Origin of the sequence: Microbacterium sp. W4I20, from assembly GCF_030816505.1 — a bacterium.
Classification (GTDB): domain Bacteria; phylum Actinomycetota; class Actinomycetes; order Actinomycetales; family Microbacteriaceae; genus Microbacterium.
Genome location: NZ_JAUSYB010000001.1, coordinates 3,865,606 through 3,881,820, shown reverse-complemented (window position 1 = coordinate 3,881,820; position 16,215 = coordinate 3,865,606). Strand labels below are relative to the sequence as shown.

Here is a 16,215-nt window from a genome sequence, read left to right as displayed (position 1 = left end):
GGTGACGTCTCGATCGCGCAGACGAACCAGACTCCGGATCCGACGGACCAGTCGAAACAAACCAGCTACAGCGACGGCCCGACTCGCTGCGTTCCGGTGCGGCGGGTTCCTTCCTGCTCTGGCGGGTGAGCCTGGGCGAGGTTTTGTGCCCGGGCGAGGGCGGCACGAGCGCGGGTGGCGTCGATCTTCTGCGCCTCCGCCTCGGCAGGCCCCCCGACCGGTGACGATCCGGTGATCCCGTAGCGGTCGCGGTAGGCGGCGATGGTGCGGGCACCGTAGCGCCATGCCTGGGCAGCACGAAGCTGCTTCGGTTGCGTGCCGAGCTTCGCGATCCACTCGTGTTTGTCTGTGAGCGCGGTGTTGAGGAGGGCATCGGCGCGGTTCTCGATGAGCGCGCGCCGCTCGGTCAGCGCCCGCCGCATCTCGGACGGCATGGAGCCTGCGGCTTCCGGGATGAGACCGGCGATCAGGCGCGGTGCCCTCCGTGCACGGCCGACGCCCGCTGGGCGGGAGGTCGCTTTCGCGACGCGGTCGTGCAAGACAGCGGCGATGTCATCGACGTCTCCGAACCCGCGCGCCCTGACTAGGCGTGGCATCAAGGTCGCAATGTCGTGCTGGTTCGCCTCTGCCCGCCGAAGCTCGGCGGTCAGCGCCCCGAACGTGGACGAGGCGATCGCGGCCTCGGCATCGTCACCGCCGAGCCCGGAGGATCGAATGAGTGCGGCCCAACGATCGTGCTGTGCGGCGGCGGCCAGGGTCTCGTACTCGGCAGCGAGCTGCGCGATCGAGGCCCAGGTATCCTGCTCGGCGGCCACGGTCTCGTGCGCGGAGAGCTCGGCGCCGACGTGCTGCAGCACCCCGACCAACACCGACCGAGCGGTGGCCTCAGTATTGTCGCCGGGGTGCGGGCCGTCGTGGGCGAGATCGGGGTTATCGACGGCGACGTAGGCAATGTTCTCCTCGCGTCCGCGAGTCATGGCGACATAGAATGTCTCCCTGGTCATCGACGCATCCGCGAGGACGTGCGAGGAGTCCACGGTGATGCCCTGCGCACGGTAGGAGGTGATGGCGTAGCCGAGGTCCAGGTGCTCTGCCACGTACTCGGCCGGGACCACCACCGACCCGCCCCACCTGCGCCCTGCCCGTCGGAGGGTGAGGGCGCCATCGTCGCGGACCTCGGCGACCATCCACCGGTCGCCGTTGCGGACCCAGGACCGCCCGACACGCAGGCGGCGGTCGTTGCGGCGGGTAATGACGGTATCCCCGGCCGCGGCTCTCGTGCCGTCGTGCAGCTCAACCTCGCGCTGGGCGTTCACCGTGCCGTCAAGAATCAGATCAGCCCGCGCCCTGTTGTTGAGCGCCTGGACAGACTCGAGGGAGTCGGTCACGAGGACGCTCGCCCGGCCAGCGAGGGAATCTGCCCGCCAGGCGGTGTAGGCGGCGTCGATCATCTCCTCGGTCTCTCCACCGATCACACGGCCGTGATAGGCGTAGGTGTCGATGACGTCGGTGCGCCCGTGCCGCAAACCGAGTGATGCGTTCGTCTCCCACGGGTTGACGAACCGGTGTACATCGACCAGCTCCGGCGCGTCGTCGCGGTCGTGAACGAGCAGGGAGAACGCACCCCCGGCGGTGACGGGCTGGAGTTGGGCGTGGTCCCCGACCAGCAGCACCTTCGCGCCCGCGTCCGCGGCGAGGCTCGTGATGCGGTCGAGGGGGATAGTGCCCGCCAGCGATGCCTCATCGACGATGACGAGCTGACCTGTGCGGAACGTCTGGCCCGTGCGGTGGTGCGTGTCGAGCCACTTGGCCGTGTTCTCGGTCTGGATGCCGAGGTCGTCTGCGAGTACCTGCGCGGCGACCGCGGACGGCGCCAAGCCGACCACGCTGCCGCGCCCGTTTCCCCGCTCCCACGCCCGCCGCAACGCCTCCATTGCCGTCGTCTTCCCCGCCCCGGCCGGGCCGACGAGCACGTCGACCACCCGACCGGAGACCGCGATCTTCGTCAGCGCGGCCGCCTGGTCGTCTCCGAGCAGCCGCCCCTTGCTGTCGGGGCGCTTGGTAATCCGTCCGACGGTCATCAGCGGCACGGTGGGTGCCGTGGTGGTGCGGGCGCGCTCGAGAAGGCGGTCTTCGGCGGCTAGCAGGACCTCGGAGGTGAACAGGGCGGAGTGCTTCGGACGGAACACGCTCGTGCCATCCGGCCGGCGGAACGCCGCCGGGCTCGACGCGAGCTCGGGCGGGGTCAGGCGCAGCGACGCGGCCTCGGCAGCGTCCACGACCAGGCCAACGACGGCTTCTCGGTCCTCGGTCGATGCGAACCTGTAGCCCATCGTCTGCCGCGCGGCCTCAGCAATGAGGTTCCAATGGTGCCAGGTGGATCGCTTCTCACCCACCGCGGTCACCACGTCCCGTCCGAGCGAGGCGATCACATCCAACGGTACGTCGTCGGCGCGCAGCAGCAGCGGCTTCTCGTTCGCCGTCACGGTGCGCGCCCACGCGGTCGCTTCCGACCCGAGCACCCGCCCGGCTCGCTCCCGCCAGGACGCGGTGAGGTCGGCCAGCGACCGCACCACCTTCTCCGGCCGGGTGGAAAGCGTAGCCCGGGCGCGGAGCTTCATGATCGTCGTCGGGGACGGCCGCCGCCCGCGCGTCGCGACGTACTGGCCGATGAGGCGATCGGTCTCGGCATCGATGTGCCGGGCACGGGTGGAGAACTCTTGGACCAGCGCCTCCGGCACCGCGGTGATCGCCCATGCCGGGTTCCGGTCGCGGCCCCTCTCTCGCGCCTCCCACGAGACACCGAGCGTCCGGGTCAGGTGGTCAGCGAAGACCGTCTCGTGTAGTTCGGAGAGAGCGACCACGGCGGCGTGCATCGGCCGCCCGTCCAACGACCGCCACCCGCCGTCGAGGACGGTCTGCACCTTATTGCTGATCACGACGTGCGTGTGCAGGTGCGGATCACCCGCCCTCGAGTCGTAGTGATCAAAAGCCGTAGCAATCAGACCGCGGACGTCCACCTGCGCAACCGCACCATCGCGACCGGTTGCACCGGTGCGGGTCGCTGCAACCTCCCGCTCCATGAACGCAACCACGTCCGCAACCGCCGCATGATGCGCGTCCGCGATCAACGCCTGCGTCCCCGCATCCGCGACCGCCCACAAGACGCTCGCAGACTTCGGGATCGAGAACGTGAAATCGAACCCCGCCACCGCCCGCCGCCTCCCCCGCCCGGCCTCCTCTGCCCCGATCGCGGCGACCGCTTCGACACGGGACGCGGGCCCGAGGGCTGTATCGAGTGCCGCGGTGCGCGCCTCGATGCGTTCGGCCGCGCTCCGATAATCGGGGTACGCACGGCCGAGCGGTTCGCCGGTGACGGGGTGCCGGCCCATGCCGACCAGTAGCTGGAGCTGAGCTTCGGAGACCTGATCGCCCACCCCGATCCTCCCGTCGCCGAGCACGGTCACCCCAGCTCCGAGCCAGCGGCCCGGCGGGGTGCCCTCGGCGTTGTAGTACCGCGTCAACGGGGTAGAAAGCGACCTGTCACCGTCGCCAGCCGCGACGGTGCGCAGCAGGTATCTGTACCCGTCTCCTGCGCTCATCACGCGCATCGACACCGTCATGAGTCCGCCCTTCTCCTCCTGCTCAGGAGGTGAGCGGCAGCCGCCGAAAGCGGGCTCGCCCTCGATCTGCAAGAGGCGTGGCAGCTGATTAGTGCGCTAGCTCGAGGCGCCCCGACATCCGCGCAGGATCACCGTGTATGTGCGGCACTGCCCGTGTAATGCCGTGCGAACTAGTAGCAACAGAGATCGCCGTGCTTCAATCGACGACCACTGCCGATAGCCAGGCACTGACACTCGAACGCCAGCGCTCAGGGTCAGAATTCCATGCCAGGGAATGGCCCGCCGCGAACGCAACTAGTTCGACGAAGCCAGGACGTCGATCGCGGAGGGCTTCGGAGACCGCAGGGGGGACCGAATCGTCTCGATCGCCGTGCAGGATCAAGGTCGGTACGGTGAGTTCTCGGGCTCGCTCGATCCAGTCCATCTCCCGAAGCGAGACGGCCCCCGGCAGCCCCGCTATGCGAGCGAGCGGATCAAGCGTCAACCAGGGCAACGAGAGACGGCCCGCCACAGCAGGCAGTCCGCTTCGTGCACAATTGGCCTCGATCACCTCGATCCAATTGAGCACTGGAGAGTCCAGTACCAGCGCGATTATCACCCCCGCAGACCGCATCCGGTCGGCAACGCGCAGAGCAATGGCAGCGCCCAACGACCAGCCAAAGAGAATGATCCGCTCAGCGCCCTGTTTGACGGCATACTCGACAGCAGCCTCGACATCGTCGGCCTCCGAGTAGCCCAGCGTTGAGCGACCCTTCTCAACGCTCGGCCCCTCACCGTCATTGCGGAAGCTGACGACGAGCGACGTCCAGCCAAGCTCAGCAGTCACCTGCACACCGCGCAGCGTTCCTCGTCGGCGCCCGCCCATGCCATGGACGTGAATCGCCCATGTCGCAGCGCGGTGCTCGCCGTCGGCGAGCCATGCCGGGGCCGGACCCGCGGGCGTAGTGATTAAGACCTCCCGCACGCTGAGGCCAGCCGCCGCGGGGCCATCGAAGTAGATCCCGCTCCACGAAAAGGATGCCCCCAGAGATGGGAGTCGACCGGACGCGGCATGCGTCACGACCCGAGCGATCTGGCCTGGCCCTCGGTCGATCACCTCGTCGGAGACTCGCACCCACTCCCCCGTTTCGAACCACAGGCTGAAGATGCCTGGCGCGGCCGTGGAACGAGTGCGGTCGAGAATCAGCAAACGCCGATCCCCGTCAGTCTCGATATCTCGAAGTCTCAAGTCGAAGGTGCGAGACCCGACCCCCGACGTTAACTTCCGAGCGAGGACCCAGCCGAGGCTCATCGCACCCACACCGAGGAGCACAACACTCGCTGCAAAGATGCGCCTCATGTTCGGTCTCGTTCGTCAGAAGAGTGCCGCGGAACGACCGCGTGTTTTCCGTTGGCACCTGCGCCGCTGCTTCCAAGGAGGTGACGTTCCGCCTGCTCGAGTAGCGTCTCTTCCGTTTTAGTGACCTCGAACGCAGTACGCGGGTCGATCATCGCGTCTCTGATCTCGACGATCTCACGGTGGAGGCGGTTTTCTTGGTCTTCGATTTGCGATGTCGAAGACTGCGCCCTGCTGAGACCCGGCCGCACTCGCACAGCCTGATGCCACAGTGAGTCGAGTCGCTGCAACATCTCGGCCGTTCGCGCCCGACGAGCCCGCTCCTGCAAGTTGCGGACCATCGGCTGCACGGCGAAGCCCGCACACAAGAAAAGAAAGGCGAGGAGGGACAGCGGCCCGTACGCGGCACCGACGGAGCGCATGAATTGAAGCTTGCCGGTGACGTGCGCCAGATCCATGGTGATCACGGCGACGCTGAGCGCGATACCTGAACTCGAGCCGATGAGGAGTAGCAAAGCGGGAACCAGGTCCGCTCCTTGACCGATGCGGAACTGCCTAATCGCGAGTGTGAGCATCGCACCCAGGATGATCCCGCAGTAGGTGAACACAATGATCGAATAGGCCGCGACCCACGGCTGCACACCGAGGTCGCGCATGAAGGTCACCGTCGTCCCTCCGCGATCGATAAGAAAGAACGCAATTGATGTGCCGACAAGTGCAGTGAACAATGCGGGACGACCGACCGCTGCGCGAACCAGCCGCGGACGGTACTCACCAGCCTTCATCGCCGCTCGCCCGAGGAAGAAGAGCCCGATGATCAGAAGGCCATCCGAAAGCAACATTGCGTAATTTGTCGATCCCAGCCAACCATCGACGGCGACGTAGACGGCGTCGACGTTGAGAGTCATGGCGACAGCGATCGTGAGGGCAGCGTGTGTAATACTGCGGTCCGTCCGCCGACGTCGAAAAATGAGCAGGCTCGCCACGAGCACCCACAAGAGCGACGCGATGAGCGTCTGGATCATCCGAAGATTTCCGAATAACGAGACTCAGCGAAAACAGACCCCCGAATACCCGCCGCGAGCCGGTCTGCCAGTGACTCGGCGGCAATCTCGGTCTCGGTGTCGAAATCCTGGCGTCTGAGTAGACGCGCCCTGGTGTGCGGTGGGATGTCCGGCAGAAGAGCGTCCGCGACGGAACATTCGTCGCCGTCGCAGTGTCCGAGCAGTATGTGCGCGAACTCATGGAGCACGAACTGTTGTTGATGCAGGACCGAGTCGCTGTGCGCATGAAGGATCACGTCCTCTGCTCCGGTCGTCAGCCATATTGCGCAGACGCCATCATTGTCGCCCAACGCACTCAGCTCGACGACGCGGAGGCGTCGTCGACGACGCTGCCTCACGGCGCCCAGCAAGTCCTCGAACGTGAAGACGCTACCCAGGGCGAGGTCCGTCACGGCCGTTGTGACGGCCTGATCAAGGTTCACGGTGTGCTCACTCTCTTCGAGGGCATCTACCGGCGTCCACTCCGCTTCGGGGGACGTCGTCACTGCTCGACTGTGTGTGCCATTTCCTCATCAAGGAACTTGCTGATGGCTTGGAGCGCTCTCGGCGAGATGTCTCCAAGCGTGCGGGCTGCGTAGGTCTTGACCTTCGCAGCGCGCATGGAGCGCACAAGGTCAAGCTGCGCGCTAACTCTTGCCGGGACCGCGGCCCCATCCGCACCCAAAAGGAACTCGGCGTCAACGTCAAAGAATGCCGCCAGTCCCTCGAACACCTCCGGATCCTGCACGTAGCGGTGGCCGTTCACCATGTAGGTCCAGCGCGATCTCGACAGATTGGTGCCGCGGTCACCCAAGTAGGCGGCAATCTGCGAGTACGTCGGTTCAGCACCAGACTCGGCGATTGCGACGTCGAGCAGCAGCCGCAGGCGTCTCGCGAGATCCGCTGCCGCATCCTTGCTCTCGTCTTCGGTCATACTCGCTGACCTCCTTTGTGCAAGCTCAATTTACCCGTTGAGCATGACCAAATCAACAGTTGCGCATGCTCAACGTCGATGTTAGAACTGAAATCCCAGACCGTTTGAGCATGCTCAACGCTCGTGATGTGGCGCGACTGCACTCCTGCTCAAAGGGAGGCGAATCATGCCCAGAACCATGACGATAACGACTGCGCGCTCTGCCATGCTCGCGCGCGACGAGCGTGCGCGAGCCGTGCCGCCGCATCCCCCATCGTTCTCTCGCGGGCGTCCGCGCCCACCTCTCTGGTGTGTCGCCGCGCCTATCCCGGTTGTGGCGTCCCAGAGAGGAGGCCATCCGATGGTCGCGACCGAAGATCGCCACGCAGCGCGCGAAGCCAAGCTTGACGAGGTCCACGAGAAGCTGGCGGAGGCCGTCGATCGACTTGTGTCTGGGGACGACTGGGCGAAGGCACTCACCTTCGCGGCCCGTTTCCGCAGCCGCTCTTTCAACAACACTTTGCTGATCTGGACCCAGCACTCTCTGGCCCACGAAGCAGGACTCGTATCGGAGCCGACGCCGTCGTACGTCGCCGGGTACAAGCAGTGGCAGCATCTGGGGCGCCAGGTGGGGAAGGGACAGCCCGGCTATCAGATCCTCGCCCCCGTAACGGGGCGTTTCGCGTCACCCAATCCATCCGATCCGGCATCGTGGCGACGACTCAATCGCTTCGAGAAACCGCGTCCCGGTGAGATTGTGCGCTCGAAGATGATCGGTGTTCGCCCCGCGTACGTGTGGGATGTCTCCCAGACTTCCGGCGACGCGCTTCCGACGCCACCGACGCCGACTCTGCTGAAGGACGAGGCCCCGTCTGGGCTCTGGAATGGCATCGCACGGCAGATCGAAGCGGCCGGGTTCACTGTTCTCGACGTCGCGCACGAGGGCATGATCTACGGCGCGAATGGCGTCACCGACTATACCGAGAAGACCGTGACCGTCCGAGAGAACATGGATCCCGCGGCCCGCGTGAAGACTCTCGCTCACGAACTCGCTCATGTGCTCATGCACGGCCCTGATCAGGATGTGGTGACACAGCATCGTGGTATCGGCGAGGTGGAGGCCGAGTCGGTCGCGCTCATGATCGGTGCCGCCCACGGCATGGACACCAGCGGCTACACGATTCCGTACGTGTCGACCTGGGCAGCGCAGGTGGACGGGCAGGAGCCAGCCGAGATCGTCCGCGCAACGGGCGAACGGGTGCGCGCCGCTGCCATGAAGATTCTGGACCAGCTCGACACCGAGATGCTCGGCGACGGTACCCCGCCAGGACTTGAACGATCGTCGGCGCGGATCGGTGTGGCCACCTCGAGCCGCGCGAGTCATACACTGACGACCTCAACGAATGCAGAGCGTGCGGCTCTGACCGAATCGCGGTCGCTGCGATGAACACCGCCGCGTTCGTACGAACTCTCGACGGCTCGGCCCGTGGGCTCTCGACCGCTGAGCGTGCCCTCGCTTACGCGGCTCACGGCATCCCCGTGTTCCCGTGCGCGGCGGGCGGGAAGCGCCCCGCGGTGGCTGGAGGATTTCACGCCGCCACCACCGACCCTGTGCTCGTGGGTCGATGGTGGACGGCGATACCCTGCGCGAACATCGGCATCCCGACCGGCGCCGCATCGGGCCTCGTCGTCGTTGACGTTGATATGCACGGCTTTGTCGACGGTTACGAGGCGCTGCATCGCGCGCGGGCTGAAGGTCTCGTGGATGGCTGGACTGCTGCGGTGAGAACCCCGTCGGACGGTCTGCATCTGTATTACCCCGCGGCGAGCGAGTCGGAGCAGCGCTCATGGCAGTGCGCACGAGCGGGTATCGACTTCCGCGGCGACGGCGGTTACATCATCGTTCCGCCGTCAAGTCGAGCGATCGACGGGCGTCTGCGGCGGTATGAGATCCTTCGGCTCGCCAGTGAAGGCGTGCATGGCTGCGACGCGGAGCGACTTCGCGACTTCCTTGATCCTCCCCGCACGGCCGATCAGGCCAGCGGTGGCGACTCGGCGATCCGATCGGGCGATGTGCAGCGTCTCGCCCAGTGGGTCGCTCGGAGGCAGGAAGGCGAACGTAACCACGGGGTCTTCTGGGCGGCTTGCCGCATGGCGGAACAGCGTGTCCCTCCTTTCGAGGCGCTTGATGCGCTGACGGCGGCCGGTGCGCAGGCCGGGCTCACTGAGCGCGAGGTGGCGACGACCGTCCGCTCTGCCTACCGAAGTGTTCAGGGCGCACCGGCCAGGCCGTTATCTTCTGCGTCGTCGGCGACACCACACAGGCCATCAAGCGGCACAGCGTTACGAGCACTGGCATGAGGAACACTGGGGGGCGACGAGTGGCCGTCATGACAGCCGTCGCGGGCACGGTATTCATCGCCGCCGGAGCGTTCTGGCTATCGTTCACCTCGCTTGCGGACCTTGCCGCGCGCTCAGGAATCGGCGACGGGCAGGCGTGGGCATGGCCGCTCATCGTCGACGGGGTCATCGTCGTCTCGACTGTCGCCGTCGTCGCCCTCGCCGATGCACGAGCCGCCTGGTATCCATGGACGCTCCTCGCGGGCGCTGCGGCAGTATCAGTGACCGCGAACTCGCTTCATGCCGTCGTCGCCGCCGATTCAGATGTGCCCGGCTTCCTCGCCGCGGCCGTCGCCGCCGTGCCACCCGTGGTCTTGCTTGCGATCACTCATCTGACGGTGCTCCTGATCCGCGCACCTGAATCCGCCATTCCGAGCAAGACAATGCCGCCGGTGTCGCCACAGGAGCGCGCGACGGCGTTGCGGGCAGAGGGCTGGTCGAACAAGCAGATCGCCCGCGAGCTTGACGTTCACCCGTCGACGGTGGGCCGCTGGTTCGCCGGCGCACCTATCGAGCAGGAACGGATGGACGCCGCATCCGCCACATCCAAGGAGGCATCGGCATGAGCGAGATCGAGAATGAAACGCAGCGCAACGTCGATCGAGACGACGACGGCGTCGCGACCGCCCCCGAGACCGTCGAAGCGACAATGGTGCGCAGTCGCCGTCGGCGGGCGGTGGTGAATCCGGCGTCGTACTGCGGCCGTGGCGTCGAGTGGGTGCGCCCAACGGATCTGATGGCGCGCAGCGGTTCCCGCGTGGCCGGAGCGGGGATCAACTTCCAAGCCGAGCTTTATCGACGCGCTCACGATGCCGCGACGACCAGCACCCGCGGCATCGCGGAGCGAGCCCGACGACTCCCACCCGCCTCCGCATTCGGACACGGCTCCTCCCGACGCGGGACAGAGCGCGGCGCGGTCGGCGCCGTCTGAACCACACCCTTGAGACAACCTGATGGGAACCTCACCGGCATCCAGGACCCGCGCTGGGGAGCGGGCGCGCACCTGCATGTCAGGAGGTGTCTTAGCCATGACCCATCAAAGTTCCCCGCCGCGATCGCGCGAGGACTACAGAACGAGCGAAGGGCTGCGCGCCCTGCTCAATCGCCTGTATCACGCGGGTGCTCGCGCCTGGGCGCACGACCGCGTTGCCGCTGATCTCGCCGTGTTCTCGGCCGAGAAATACGGCGCCTTGGCACGTAAGCACGGCCTCGACCCCTGGGAGGCAGCGTCGGCAGCATTTGATGTCATGCGAACCCGCTCCGCACGGGAAGCGGACGATCCGTGGGCCGTCGTCACTCGCGGTGTTCAAATCACCTGCATCGCCGAGGAGCGCGGGCAGGGCTTGCTGTGCGCGACTCACCAAGCTCGCCGCCCTCACGTCTACGCGTTTCATGACCCCGAGCGGTTCGCCGATCGAGAGACTCCGCTGGCCGACTACCATCCGGCGTTCCACGTCCAAGACGACTATCCGAGCACTCAAGACGACGACGCCTCCGATGCACCCGAGGACGTCGACACTGCCCAGCGTGCGATCGGACTGTCGATCGTCCTGTTCACCGCATTGGGCTGGCCGGAGAACACTGCGCGCGCAGCGATCGAGTACGTCTGCGCCGCGGTGGCGCGCGCCGGGTCTCGACAGAGCGCCTACGAGCTGCTGCGCCGCGACAAGCACGCACGAGCTCTGCTCGATCTGCCTGCCGACTCGTGGGCGGCACTGCTGCGCGTGCTGCTCGGGCATCCACACCCTGCACACCGGTCGACCAGCACCGGTCGCGGCATCCTGTTCCGTCTGCTCGTCGGCGACACGCTGCCCGCGTTGCTCAGTGATGACGACCTGGTGATAACGATCGCGATGTCCACGCCCACGCACGGGAGCAGGCGATGAGCACCGACAACGGGCACATCGAACTGGAACGGTCGGTCGACTCCATACGGGTCGGGCGACGCCACAGGACGGAGCTCGGCGACCTCGCCTCGCTTGCCGCGTCAATCGAGCGGGACGGCATGCTGCAACCGATCACCGTCACGCCAGAAGGGATACTCGTCTGCGGTGCACGGCGACTGGCCGCGATCAAGCAACTCGGGTGGCTGCACGTCAAAGTGTGGGTGCGTTCGGGCGTCTCGGGAGACCTTGGGTACCTGCTTGCCGAGCAAGACGACAATGTGCTCCACAAGCCGCTCACTCAACTGGAGAACGCGACGCTGTACCGAGAGATCAAGACGCTGATGGCAGAGGATGCCGCTCGCCGCCAGGAAGCGTCGCGCTTCAGCAGAGACAACCAACCCGGAGATGACGGTGCCGCAAATTCTGCGGCACCGTTAGAGGCTGTGGGCGACGCACGCGAGCAGGCCGCTGCGATGATCCCAGATGGCCCCTCCCACACCACGCTCGAGAAGATCAATTACCTCCAGCACCTCGTCGACGATGAGACCCAGCCCGAGTCCGTGCGCGAGGGCGTCGCAGCCGAGCTGGAGCTCATCGGATGCGGGTCAGCCGTGCACCCGAGCTACGAGCGGGCACGCCAACTCGTCGCTGCCGCCCAGCCCGGCGCGATTGGGGAGAACGTGGCGAAACTCGCCGAGGAAGCCCTGGCTCGCATCGAAGGCAAGCGGATGCCCAAGCGACGCCCGTCGCCAAGCCCCGCTGCCCGTACGGACGGCGATAGCCCGTGGCCCGTACGCGCGTTCGTCGTGTCGTGGACGGAGCTCGACGGCTGGTGGCGGCATTTCACCGTCGACGACCTGGCTCATCAGCTCAGCGACGCCGAGGTCGACCTCTTCTTCCACGTCGTTGATGCCACGGTCGACTTCGCTGAGCAGCTCCGAGCATTCCGAAACGATGCCGACTCAGACACCAAGTCGGCGGCACGGAGCCTTCGCGCGGTCTGAGCAGGGGTCAGGGCTGCGCACCTGCCCGGCATGAAGCACCTGACAGCTCCCCGTTCACGCCGCACGTTGGTCGCCCTGATCGCCGTCGCCGTAATGGCCTTCCTCGTCGTCGCGGTCGGCACCTACGGACTCATCACCGGATCACCAGAGCCGGAGGACTCGCCAGAGCCGAACTCGTCGAAGGCCGTGCCGAATACCGAGGAGTCTCGTCGACCGGCCACGACGGTATCGCGACTTCCGAAGATCCTGCCCATTCGAGACGCAGAGACGTTCGCGGGTAGCGTCGCTACGGCGCTGTTCACGTGGGACACCGGCCGCGGTTTCGTTCTGCTCGACTACACCGGCGTGATCCTCGACGTTGCCGATCCCACTGGTATCGAGCAGCCTGGCCTCGCGGCCGACATCGCCGCTTACCTGCCGACGCCGAACGCATGGGTGCAGCTGCGTCAGTACGCGACGACGCAACGTCTGGAGATCACGTCGATGTACGTGCCGGATGCCTGGTCTGAGGCGCTCTCGCAGACACGGCCTGGACAACTCCCCGAAGGCGCGACGGCGTACACGATCGAGGGGATCCGTCACCGCGCTGGCACGTGGAACGGCGATCCGATCACTGCTCAGCAAGCGGTGGCGCTCACGGTTTTCATCGCTTGCCCGACCGATGACAGTTGCTACGTTCTGCGGCTGTCCGAGCTGAACAACCCGCTCCGATAGGACAGCCGACTCATGCTGAAGAAGCTCGCGATCGCACTCATCGGACTCATGTTCCTCGCGCCGACACTCGGACTGGTCGCGGTCGGTCTGGTCGCAAACCCCGCCGTCATCGCGTGCCTCACCTCGACGAGTCTCGGTGTCGGTCCCATTCCGGAGTCGCTTGTGGTGACGACGGCGAAAGGAGAGACCTTCACACTCAACCGACAACAGCTCACTCACGCGGCCACGATCATCTCTGTTGGGTTGCGGCTCGATGGCGTGACCCGCGACGGCGTCCAGATCGCGCTCATGGCTGCGCTCACCGAATCAACGCTGCGGCAGCTCGCAAACACGAGCACCTACCCAGAGTCCGGTGACTATGCGAACGATGGAAACGGATCCGATCACGATTCGCTCGGTCTGTTTCCAGATGCGCCCGCAATCCGGATGGGGATCGGTCGACGAGTTGATGGATCCGGAGTATCAGGCTGCGGCGTTCTTCGGCGGACCGACGGGACCGAACTATTCCTCGCCGCGTGGCCTGCTCGATATCCCTGACTGGCAGAACTTGAGCAAGGGCGAAGCGGCGCAAGCGGTCGAGGTATCCGGATTCCCCGACCGGTACAACAACTACGAGCCGGTGGCCGAAAAGATCCTCGCCACTCTTACTAGCGGCACCTCGCAACTTGCCGGGAGCGCTCCTGCGCCGACCGCGAGCGCTGCGGTGTCGGCCCGCGTTGTGTTTCCACTGCCGGAGGGCACCTGGGTACTCACAGGCAACTTCGGCCCACGAGTCGACCCGTTTACCGGAGAGAGCGCTTTTCACTCCGGCACCGACCTCGCTGCGCCGGATGGAACGCCGATCCTCGCGGCCGCGGACGGAGTCGTCACAGTCGCCGAGTTCTCCGGCGGGTACGGCGGGCTCATTGTGCTCGAGCACCGTATCGACGGCGTCACCGTTGCGACCGCGTACGCGCACATGTGGCAGAACGGCATCCACGCCATCGTCGGCGAGCACGTCATTGCCGGTCAACACATCGGTGATGTCGGCTCCTCCGGGCGCTCGACCGGCGCCCACCTGCATTTCGAAGTCCGTCCAGGTGGCACGAACGCCGAAGCTGTCGACGCCGCAAAGTGGCTCAACGACCACGGCGCCGCAGATCTTCCAGAGCCCACCGCAGGTGCCGGGTGCTCGGCGACGGGAGGTGGTCAGTGATGAACGTGTTCCCCGACTTCGCTGGGCTCGGCGGTATCGGTGACCTCAAAGTCGCCATCGGTGCTGTGCTCACGATCATCCTGATCGTCGCGGTGCTCATGATCATCATCTCCGCGATCGTCTGGGCGATCGCTACTTCCGCCGGCAACCCCGCGCTTGCGGTGAAAGCGCGCGCCGGGGTCTTCGTCGCGCTTGGCGCAGCGGTGCTCGCTGGCGGGGGTGTGTCCTGGGTGAACTGGCTAATCAGCGTCGGCGAACAGCTCTGACCTCATCGCCCGTGTGCGACTCGGCATGCGACTGGTGGTGAGGCGCTGCACACCTGGCTCTCGACCATCTTTCGCCTACCGCCCGTGGCGGTGTTCATGCCGAGGAGCCACCGTGTTCGAACTCATCGCGACCGTCGCCACTGCCCTGCCGATGGACATCGACATCACTCCCAACGACTCCGGTCTACCCGGGATCGCGCAGCTACGCACGATCGTCGGTGCCGTCATGACGGTTGGGCTCGTTCTGTCCGTGCTCGGGCTGATCGTCGCCGCGATCGTCTGGGGATTCGGGTCGAACTCGTCGAACCCGCACCTTGCCTCACGAGGCAAGCTCGGCGTGCTCATCTCCTGTGGTGCTGCGGTCATCTGTGGCGCGTCCGTGACGTTGATCAACTTCTTCTGGAACGTCGGACAGCAGGTCTGAGGCCACTCGGTCGCAACCAATTGGGAACCCGGCGATGAGTGTCTGCGATATCCCCGTCGTCTCCACCGTGTGCGACGCCGTCGGCCAAGGCGCTGCTTCGCTGGTTTCTGCCCCGTTCGATTGGCTCGCTTCCACAATGGGACAAGCTGCCGGATGGCTCATCGAAGCCATGTGGACCGTCTTCGACAGCACCACTCTCATCGACGTCCAATCCTCCGGCTACCTCGACGTCTACAACCTGCTCTTCGGCATCGGCATCTTCATCGTCCTGCTGTTCTTCTGCTTCCAGCTGGTCCTGGGACTCATCCGGCGCGAACCCGCTGCGCTCTCCCGCGCCGCGCTCGGAGCTGCCAAAGCAGTACTCGGTTCCTTCGTTGTCGTCACCCTCACCGCGACTGCGCTGGAGGTCGTCGACCAACTCTGCGCCGGCATCGTCCAGGCCGCAGGGGAAACGACCGCGACCATGGGCGACAAGATCGCGCTCCTGACCGCAGGCCTCACGACGATCAACATCGCGGCTCCCGGCGTCGGCGCGATCATCACGATCTTCCTCGCAGGGCTCATGATCTGCGCGGTCGCCATCGTGTGGTTCTCACTCCTGATTCGCAAAGCCCTGCTGTTGGTGGCCGTCGTGCTCGCGCCCATCGCGTTTGCGGGCGCGGCGTGGGATGTCGCCCGCGGATGGATCGGTAAGTGGGCGGCGTTCGTCGTCGCGCTGATCATCTCGAAGCTCGTACTCGTCGTCGTGTTCCTCATCGCGATCACCCAGGTGTCCACCCCGATCGAGGCAGACCTCGCGTCCGTGACCGAGCCGATCTCGGGCATCGTGCTGCTGTTCATCGCAGCCTTCGCGCCATACATGGTCTACCGGTTCATCTCGTTCCTCGGCTTTGACCTCTACCACGCGATGGGAAGCGAGCAGGAGGCGAAGAATGCCATCAACCGGCCCGTCCCGGTTCTGTCGAAGCCGCAGGGCGATGGTGTCAAGAAAGTCCTCGACGGCGGGTCGGGTGGCGGTCCGAGCACCACTCCTCCGGCGCGCACTGCACCGGGCGCGACGGCGTCGGCTGACACCACCCCCAGCGGCACTGTGACTGGCGCGAGTGCGGGCGCTGGAGCCGGAGCTGGCGCAGGTGCCGGAGCTGGCGCAGGTGCGGCGGCCGGGCCCGCTGCAGCGCTGGTCATTGGCGCCGAAGTCGTCAAAGGCGCCGCGACTACTGGACCGAAGATCGGCCAGAGCGTCGGTGGTACCGCCGAGACAGCTGCGGCGAGCGCGGAAGACCCGCGTACTCCGGCACCTGCAGCGTCCGCGACACCTGTGTCACCTTCCACACCGCACCCCTCGGCCCCGCGCGCAGATCCGGCTCCGCCCAGTCGGCCACGACCGCAGCCTTCCGGGAAGGAATAACGC

General features: G+C 66.0%; 15 protein-coding genes and 1 pseudogene. 11 read left to right on the top strand and 5 right to left on the bottom strand.

The window, feature by feature from the left end:
* Positions 1-65: 65 nt before the first annotated feature.
* The 5 genes from mobF to QFZ21_RS18895 form a co-directional block, all read right to left on the bottom strand.
* Positions 66-3,623 carry a MobF family relaxase gene (gene mobF, locus QFZ21_RS18915; RefSeq protein WP_307380621.1) on the bottom strand — a complete coding sequence of 1,186 codons (3,558 nt, stop codon included), beginning with the start codon at positions 3,621-3,623 and terminating at the stop codon, positions 66-68.
* 196 nt (positions 3,624-3,819) lie between these two features.
* Entirely contained in the window at positions 3,820-4,962 is a 1,143-nt protein-coding gene (locus QFZ21_RS18910; protein WP_307380619.1) for a S9 family peptidase, read from the bottom strand.
* The gene (locus QFZ21_RS18905) at positions 4,959-5,984 is read right to left on the bottom strand and encodes a DUF6545 domain-containing protein (RefSeq protein ID WP_307380618.1); all 1,026 of its coding nucleotides are present in this window, start codon (positions 5,982-5,984) and stop codon (positions 4,959-4,961) included. Before QFZ21_RS18905 ends, QFZ21_RS18910 begins: the two co-directional genes overlap by 4 nt.
* Complete coding sequence (locus QFZ21_RS18900; protein ID WP_307380616.1) at positions 5,981-6,508, bottom strand: hypothetical protein; 528 nt, start codon at positions 6,506-6,508, stop codon at positions 5,981-5,983. The genes QFZ21_RS18905 and QFZ21_RS18900 overlap by 4 nt, the downstream gene beginning before the upstream one ends.
* The gene (locus QFZ21_RS18895) at positions 6,505-6,936 is read right to left on the bottom strand and encodes a hypothetical protein (protein ID WP_307380615.1); all 432 of its coding nucleotides are present in this window, start codon (positions 6,934-6,936) and stop codon (positions 6,505-6,507) included. The genes QFZ21_RS18900 and QFZ21_RS18895 overlap by 4 nt, the downstream gene beginning before the upstream one ends.
* A gap of 340 nt (positions 6,937-7,276) precedes the next feature.
* Between QFZ21_RS18895 and QFZ21_RS18890 the strand changes: the two genes are divergently transcribed.
* The 11 genes and pseudogenes from QFZ21_RS18890 to QFZ21_RS18840 all read left to right on the top strand — a co-directional run bounded on the left by QFZ21_RS18890 (position 7,277) and on the right by QFZ21_RS18840 (position 16,212).
* Positions 7,277-8,362 (top strand): ArdC-like ssDNA-binding domain-containing protein, encoded by a 1,086-nt coding sequence (locus QFZ21_RS18890; protein ID WP_307380614.1) that lies wholly within the window; start codon positions 7,277-7,279, stop codon positions 8,360-8,362.
* Complete coding sequence (locus QFZ21_RS18885) at positions 8,359-9,276, top strand: bifunctional DNA primase/polymerase (protein WP_307380611.1); 918 nt, start codon at positions 8,359-8,361, stop codon at positions 9,274-9,276. The genes QFZ21_RS18890 and QFZ21_RS18885 overlap by 4 nt, the downstream gene beginning before the upstream one ends.
* 29 nt (positions 9,277-9,305) lie before the next feature.
* The gene (locus QFZ21_RS18880; RefSeq protein WP_307380608.1) at positions 9,306-9,881 is read left to right on the top strand and encodes a helix-turn-helix domain-containing protein; all 576 of its coding nucleotides are present in this window, start codon (positions 9,306-9,308) and stop codon (positions 9,879-9,881) included.
* Positions 9,878-10,246: a hypothetical protein gene (locus QFZ21_RS18875; RefSeq protein ID WP_307380607.1), complete on the top strand. Its 369-nt coding sequence runs from the start codon at positions 9,878-9,880 to the stop codon at positions 10,244-10,246. Before QFZ21_RS18880 ends, QFZ21_RS18875 begins: the two co-directional genes overlap by 4 nt.
* A gap of 97 nt (positions 10,247-10,343) precedes the next feature.
* Positions 10,344-11,201, top strand: a complete 858-nt coding sequence (locus tag QFZ21_RS18870) for a hypothetical protein (protein ID WP_307380604.1) — start codon at positions 10,344-10,346, stop codon at positions 11,199-11,201.
* Positions 11,198-12,205, top strand: a complete 1,008-nt coding sequence (locus QFZ21_RS18865; RefSeq protein ID WP_307380600.1) for a ParB N-terminal domain-containing protein — start codon at positions 11,198-11,200, stop codon at positions 12,203-12,205. Before QFZ21_RS18870 ends, QFZ21_RS18865 begins: the two co-directional genes overlap by 4 nt.
* Before the next feature lie 30 nt (positions 12,206-12,235).
* Positions 12,236-12,919: a hypothetical protein gene (locus QFZ21_RS18860; protein ID WP_307380599.1), complete on the top strand. Its 684-nt coding sequence runs from the start codon at positions 12,236-12,238 to the stop codon at positions 12,917-12,919.
* 12 nt (positions 12,920-12,931) lie between these two features.
* Positions 12,932-14,105, top strand: a pseudogene (locus QFZ21_RS18855) (M23 family metallopeptidase); the annotation flags it as partial.
* Positions 14,106-14,113: 8 nt separating this feature from the next.
* Positions 14,114-14,380, top strand: coding sequence for a DUF6112 family protein (locus QFZ21_RS18850; protein WP_307380597.1), 267 nt, complete (start codon positions 14,114-14,116; stop codon positions 14,378-14,380).
* Positions 14,381-14,531: 151 nt separating this feature from the next.
* Positions 14,532-14,804, top strand: coding sequence for a DUF6112 family protein (locus tag QFZ21_RS18845; RefSeq protein ID WP_373426053.1), 273 nt, complete (start codon positions 14,532-14,534; stop codon positions 14,802-14,804).
* A 34-nt stretch (positions 14,805-14,838) separates the two neighbouring features.
* Positions 14,839-16,212, top strand: a complete 1,374-nt coding sequence (locus tag QFZ21_RS18840; protein ID WP_307380592.1) for a conjugal transfer protein TrbL — start codon at positions 14,839-14,841, stop codon at positions 16,210-16,212.
* The last annotated feature ends 3 nt before the right edge of the window (positions 16,213-16,215 follow it).

What these genes read in the sequence shown, in the direction of transcription:
- QFZ21_RS18890 (WP_307380614.1), top strand. Translation starts at nt 7,277, where the DNA reads ATGGTCGCGACCGAAGATCGCCACGCAGCGCGCGAAGCCAAGCTTGAC.
- QFZ21_RS18880 (WP_307380608.1), top strand. Translation starts at nt 9,306, where the DNA reads ATGACAGCCGTCGCGGGCACGGTATTCATCGCCGCCGGAGCGTTCTGG.
- QFZ21_RS18905 (WP_307380618.1), bottom strand. Translation starts at nt 5,984, where the DNA reads ATGATCCAGACGCTCATCGCGTCGCTCTTGTGGGTGCTCGTGGCGAGC.
- QFZ21_RS18860 (WP_307380599.1), top strand. Translation starts at nt 12,236, where the DNA reads ATGAAGCACCTGACAGCTCCCCGTTCACGCCGCACGTTGGTCGCCCTG.
- QFZ21_RS18865 (WP_307380600.1), top strand. Translation starts at nt 11,198, where the DNA reads ATGAGCACCGACAACGGGCACATCGAACTGGAACGGTCGGTCGACTCC.
- mobF (WP_307380621.1), bottom strand. Translation starts at nt 3,623, where the DNA reads ATGACGGTGTCGATGCGCGTGATGAGCGCAGGAGACGGGTACAGATAC.
- QFZ21_RS18910 (WP_307380619.1), bottom strand. Translation starts at nt 4,962, where the DNA reads ATGAGGCGCATCTTTGCAGCGAGTGTTGTGCTCCTCGGTGTGGGTGCG.
- QFZ21_RS18850 (WP_307380597.1), top strand. Translation starts at nt 14,114, where the DNA reads ATGAACGTGTTCCCCGACTTCGCTGGGCTCGGCGGTATCGGTGACCTC.
- QFZ21_RS18840 (WP_307380592.1), top strand. Translation starts at nt 14,839, where the DNA reads ATGAGTGTCTGCGATATCCCCGTCGTCTCCACCGTGTGCGACGCCGTC.
- QFZ21_RS18870 (WP_307380604.1), top strand. Translation starts at nt 10,344, where the DNA reads ATGACCCATCAAAGTTCCCCGCCGCGATCGCGCGAGGACTACAGAACG.
- QFZ21_RS18895 (WP_307380615.1), bottom strand. Translation starts at nt 6,936, where the DNA reads ATGACCGAAGACGAGAGCAAGGATGCGGCAGCGGATCTCGCGAGACGC.
- QFZ21_RS18885 (WP_307380611.1), top strand. Translation starts at nt 8,359, where the DNA reads ATGAACACCGCCGCGTTCGTACGAACTCTCGACGGCTCGGCCCGTGGG.
- QFZ21_RS18875 (WP_307380607.1), top strand. Translation starts at nt 9,878, where the DNA reads ATGAGCGAGATCGAGAATGAAACGCAGCGCAACGTCGATCGAGACGAC.
- QFZ21_RS18845 (WP_373426053.1), top strand. Translation starts at nt 14,532, where the DNA reads ATGGACATCGACATCACTCCCAACGACTCCGGTCTACCCGGGATCGCG.